This window comes from Aquisalimonas sp., assembly GCF_007120195.1.
Lineage (GTDB): Bacteria > Pseudomonadota > Gammaproteobacteria > Nitrococcales > Aquisalimonadaceae > Aquisalimonas.
Map to the genome: position 1 here is coordinate 1 of NZ_SKOG01000175.1, position 4,798 is coordinate 4,798.

4 protein-coding genes are annotated in these 4,798 nt (G+C 63.8%); 2 read left to right on the forward strand and 2 right to left on the reverse strand.

Annotation, left to right across the window (positions count from 1 at the left end; translation table 11 throughout):
* Window positions 1–584: 584 nt before the first annotated feature.
* Complete coding sequence (locus QZT63_RS12910; RefSeq protein WP_290651792.1) at window positions 585–2,516, forward strand: aconitate hydratase; 1,932 nt, start codon at window positions 585–587, stop codon at window positions 2,514–2,516.
* Between the two features lie 219 nt (window positions 2,517–2,735).
* Window positions 2,736–2,969, forward strand: a complete 234-nt coding sequence (locus QZT63_RS12915; RefSeq protein ID WP_290651793.1) for a hypothetical protein — start codon at window positions 2,736–2,738, stop codon at window positions 2,967–2,969.
* A 342-nt stretch (window positions 2,970–3,311) separates the two neighbouring features.
* On the opposite strand, the gene QZT63_RS12920 is transcribed toward QZT63_RS12915, so the two are convergent.
* A complete protein-coding gene (locus QZT63_RS12920; protein WP_290651795.1) occupies window positions 3,312–3,557 on the reverse strand; it encodes a hypothetical protein in 246 nt (81 codons plus the stop codon).
* A gap of 74 nt (window positions 3,558–3,631) precedes the next feature.
* The coding region (locus tag QZT63_RS12925) for a hypothetical protein (protein WP_290651797.1) at window positions 3,632–4,798 on the reverse strand (1,167 nt) is incomplete at its 5' end.

A 4,798-nucleotide genomic window follows, 5' to 3' on the forward strand; every position in this document is an offset into this window, starting at 1 on the left:
GCAATAGCAGTGCATGAACGGGTAGGGGGCCTTGGACTCGCAGGTGAAGCGTACCACCCCACAATGGCAGGAACCGGTGAGTTTCATCGTTGCACCTCGCCTGAAGGCCGCAGAAACCGCTGGAATCGGGGCATTACGTCACGGCTGAGGGCGAACCGGATGCCGTGAGGCGTGATACTCGAATGGGCGAATCACGCGGTCAGAGCAGTAGCCTGGGACACCTCTGTCACCGTAAAAATAGCAGGGATTCCGGCACCAATCCGCCCCGGGCCGACTTTGCTTGCCGGTTGCAGGATGGCGTTCACCACCTTCGGATGCTTACGCTCCGTTGGCGTCATGGACTCGACACGCGGCATTCACTCCTCTTCGGCAATACGAGCGTAGACCTTTTCCTCGAAGGCCTTGATTAGAAGTCCGTCAATACGCCGGCCGTGGCCCTACCCGACGGAACCCCGCCGCCAGATAAATCGTAAATGTGTAAATCGGCCGCCCTTTGGGCGCCGATTTGGTGTGCATACGAGGCGCGGTATACCAGAGACGCTTGTTACATGGATTGCGAACGGTACACGCGAACGGAGGCGGCTATGGCACGCACGCTGGCTCATCAATTGATCGACGCGCATCTCGTCGAGGGCCGTATGGAGCCCGGCGAGGAGATCGCCATCGCCATCGACCAGACCCTGACGCAGGACGCCACGGGTACTCTGGCGATGCTCGAGCTCGAGGCAATGGGGGTTGACCGCGTCGCGGCCGAGTTGTCGGCGCAGTATGTCGACCACAACCTGATCCAGGAGGATTTCCGCAACCCGGATGATCATCTGTTCCTCTACAGCGCGTGCCGGCGCTTCGGGCTGTGGTTCAGCGGCGCTGGCAACGGCGTCAGTCACCCGGTCCACATGCAGCGCTTCGGTCGCCCAGGCAAGACCCTGCTGGGCTCGGACAGCCACACCTGCGCGGCGGGCTCCATGGGCATGCTCGCGATCGGGGCCGGCGGCCTGGATGTCGCCATGGCCATGGCCGGGCGTCCGTTCTACACCAACATGCCGGAGATCTGGGGTGTTGAGCTGACCGGCGAGCTGCCCGAATGGGTGAGCGCCAAGGACGTGATCCTGGAGATGCTGCGCCGCCACGGCACCGACGGCGGGCGCGGTCGCATCATCGAGTACCACGGTGAGGGTTTGGCGGGGCTATCGGCCATGGACCGGCACGTGATCGCGAACATGGGTGCTGAGTTGGGCGCCACCGCGACCGTGTTTCCCTCCGACGAGGCGACGCGCGAGTTCCTCGCTGCGTACTCGCGCGACGATGACTGGATGCCATTGGCGGCTGAAAAGGGCTGCAGCTACGATGTCGAGGATCACATCGACCTCTCGGCGTTGGAGCCGCTGATTGCCAAACCCGCGAGCCCCGGCAATGTCGTGCCGGTCCGCGACGTCGCGGGCGATTCCCTCTACCAGGCCTATATCGGCTCGTCGGCGAATCCGGGTTACCGTGATTTCGCGATCAGTGCGCTCATGGTGGCCGGCCGGCGCACTGATTCAACGGTCTCGTTCGACATCAACCCGACCTCGCGCACGCTGCTGGAGGATCTCACGCGCACCGGGCTGTTGCTGCACCTCCTCCAAGCCGGCGCTCGACTGCACCAGGCGGGCTGCAACGGTTGCATCGGCATGGGTCAGGCGCCGGCCACCGGACAGAACAGCTTGCGGACGGTGCCGCGCAACTTCCCGGGCCGTTCCGGCACCCGCGAGGACAGCGTGTTCCTGTGCAGCCCGGAGACGGCGACGGCCTCGGCGCTGGCGGGCAAGATTACCGATCCGCGCGACCTCGGGGTTGACTACCCGCAAATCCCGGAGGCGGGTATCCACGACTTCGAGCAGATCCACGTGGTCAAGCCGCTGCCTCCCGAGGAGGCGCGCCAGGTGGACGTGGTGAAAGGGCCGAACATCGTAACGCTGCCCGAGTTCGAGGGCCTGCCTGAACGGCTTGAGCTTCCGGTCCTGCTCGAAGTCCACGACTACATCACAACCGACGAGATCATGCCGGCCGGAGCCCGCGTGCTGCCGTACCGCAGTAACATCCCCGCGATCTCGCGCTTCTGCTTCGACATCATCGATGAGAGCTATCCCCAGCGCGCGGAAGAGACCGGCTCGCACGCCATCGTCGCCGGGCGCGACTACGGCCAGGGATCGAGCCGCGAGCACGCCGCGCTGGCACCGCGCTACCTTGGCCTGCGCGCCGTGCTCGCGCGCAGCTTTGCGCGCATCGCCTGGCAGAACCTGATCAGCTTCGGAATTCTGCCATTGCGCTACGACGAGGACGAGCAGCCGCCTAAACGTGGCGAGACGGTTGTGCTGGAAGACCTGCATGAAGCGTTGACCAGGGGCAATCGCCTGACGGCCACCGTGAACGGCAGGAGCCTCGCGCTCGCGCACGACATGAGCGCGCGCCAGGTCGAGATCGTGCTCGCCGGCGGCATGATCAACCATGTCAAGCAAGGCGGTGGCAACGCGTAGGACGGAGTCGCAGCATGGCAAATGTCGTCGGCCGCGGGGTATGCGGCTCTCCGCGCGACCATTGGAGACCAGGAACGTGCTCTCCCTCGAGCCGAGGGGAGCGCCGGGACGGGATGGCTGAAAGCGTGCGCTTCGAGCGCTTCATTAACCTGCGCAGTGGTTCTACGCTGAAAGATAACCCATCCCGCTAACAGCGACGAATGGACAGAGGAGCAGCATATGGCAACCTGTGAAGTATGCGGCAATGAATATGACGGCGCCCTTAAGATCACCACCGGTGGCGAGCAGCATGTCTTCGACTGCTTTGAGTGCGCGATTCACAAGCTGGCTCCAGCGTGCAGCCATTGCGGCTGCCAGATCATAGGCCACGGCATTGAAGCCGGCGACAGCTACTTCTGCTGCGCGCACTGCGCCCGGCGTGCCGGTGTGCAGGAAGCGGTGGATCACGTCTAGCGAGACTGCGGAAGGGGAGAGTCAACGGTGGCGCTTCTCCAACGGGTAGAAGTGCCACCCCGATCAGCGCGTCAGCCGGAAGCAATGCGGTCGCGGCCCGTACCTTTGTCACTCCTCGAAGCAGTCACCAAAACCCCACGGACAGCGAGGCGATTTGGTGGTCGCAGTTGACCGTAGCGGAGTGGCCGTACGGGGCCTGGCGGGGAGATACCACCGTGCGCGCTTCCCCCTTTCCCAAGAGCTGCCGCAACGCATCGATCAAGCGTCGTGCGCGGCCATCGGGCTCGGTGCGACGGTGGATGGTCATCGTCTTGGCGGCCGGGTTGTTCCGCGACGGATTGTCTAGTCGAGCGACTGGCCAGCCTTACGATGAAGGTATCGCTTCAGGTAACAATACGAGCCCAACAGCCTGAGGCGTATTAATTGATCCCCCGCAGGCGCGGAACGGTTCACCACAGCACGACGGTAGAGGGCCCGTGTCTGGCGGGCGAATGCTTCGGCGGCCTCCTGCCCCCGGTTTTGCTCAATGAAGCGGATGCGCTCGGCTTCCTGGTCTGCGCCGCGCTGAATGATCTCGGCACGGTCCATGATAGTGCTCCGTGTGCTATGGGTGGCGGCGCCCCGGGGCGCCGCCATCATCCGTTTATCGAGCCTGTTGGGCTTCAGAAGAACAGTACACCGCCCAGGGCGACGGTGTTTTCCGTGTTGTCATCGCCGTCGTGATTCTTGGCCCTCACATGGTTGAACTCGGCCACCAGGTTCAGGCTCGGGGTCAGCGGGTGGTAGACCCCGGCCGTCCAGCGCTCGTTCCTGTCCACGAGCGTGCCCGGATCCGGGCTGTTGTCGTCTAGCCGGCTGATCCCGTAGGCAGCGCTCAGTAGCGTGTTGGGGCCGGGAATCCGGAAGCCCGCCTGGAGGTAGCCCCCATCGGAGTCACGTCGATCGCCTTCGCTGTCAAAGCCATCGAAGAGAAAGGCTGTGGTGCCGATACCACTGCCGAAGTAGTAGTAGGCCGTGAAATTGAAGTTCTGCACATCGACTCTGGCGCCCACGTCGAAGCCGTAGACGGTGTCGTCAATATCGGCGCCCTCCACCGTCACCTGCTGCGTCAGGAAGCTGGCCCAGGCGTTGACATCCACCGGGCCTACCCACTTAAAGTTGACCTTGCCCTCGACGCCCGGTTGCGACTGCTCACCATCGCCAACCCCACTAGTGCCGGCTACAGCCAGCGTCCCCGGATCCCATGGGTCCATGATGCCCAGGGCGAAGGACAAGCCCTGGAAGTCCGGCGACCAGTAGCTGACTTGGGCCTTCCAGTCGGCGTACAGGTAGCCGGTGCCGATGCCGCCCAGGGAGGTGTTGCCGCCCCGAATGGTGGCGTTGGAGACGGCGCCGACACCCAGCAGAGTCTGGTCATTGAGGATCGCGTCGGACCCGAAGATGCCGAGATCACGGCCGATCTTGAGGGTGCCCATTTGCTCGGTGCCGAAGGAAAGATAGACCTGCCGGAAGTTGGCGGTCCCGAGACCCAGCGCGCCGCCATCCTGACCATCGTCAATGCCGGGCCAGTAGCTCAGATAGGCCTCGATGTCGTAGCCCGCCTGCTCGCGGGCCACAGAGACACCAAGCTTGGCCGGCAGCAAGCCGGTTCGGATGTTGGACTGGCCGCTGTCACCTCCAGAGCCGTCCTCCGTGCAGGCGAGGCCACCCTCCACCAGTTCGGGGCTGCTTTCACAGCTTGTAAAGGTGTAGAAACCGTTGACGTTACCATCCAGAGTGACGGTCCAGTCACCCGCCTCGAATTGCGGACTCGCATGGGCTAGTGTCGC

Coding starts and splice junctions, on each gene's coding strand:
- QZT63_RS12915 (WP_290651793.1), top strand. CDS start 2,736: ATGGCAACCTGTGAAGTATGCGGCAATGAATATGACGGCGCCCTTAAG.
- QZT63_RS12920 (WP_290651795.1), bottom strand. CDS start 3,557: ATGGACCGTGCCGAGATCATTCAGCGCGGCGCAGACCAGGAAGCCGAG.
- QZT63_RS12910 (WP_290651792.1), top strand. CDS start 585: ATGGCACGCACGCTGGCTCATCAATTGATCGACGCGCATCTCGTCGAG.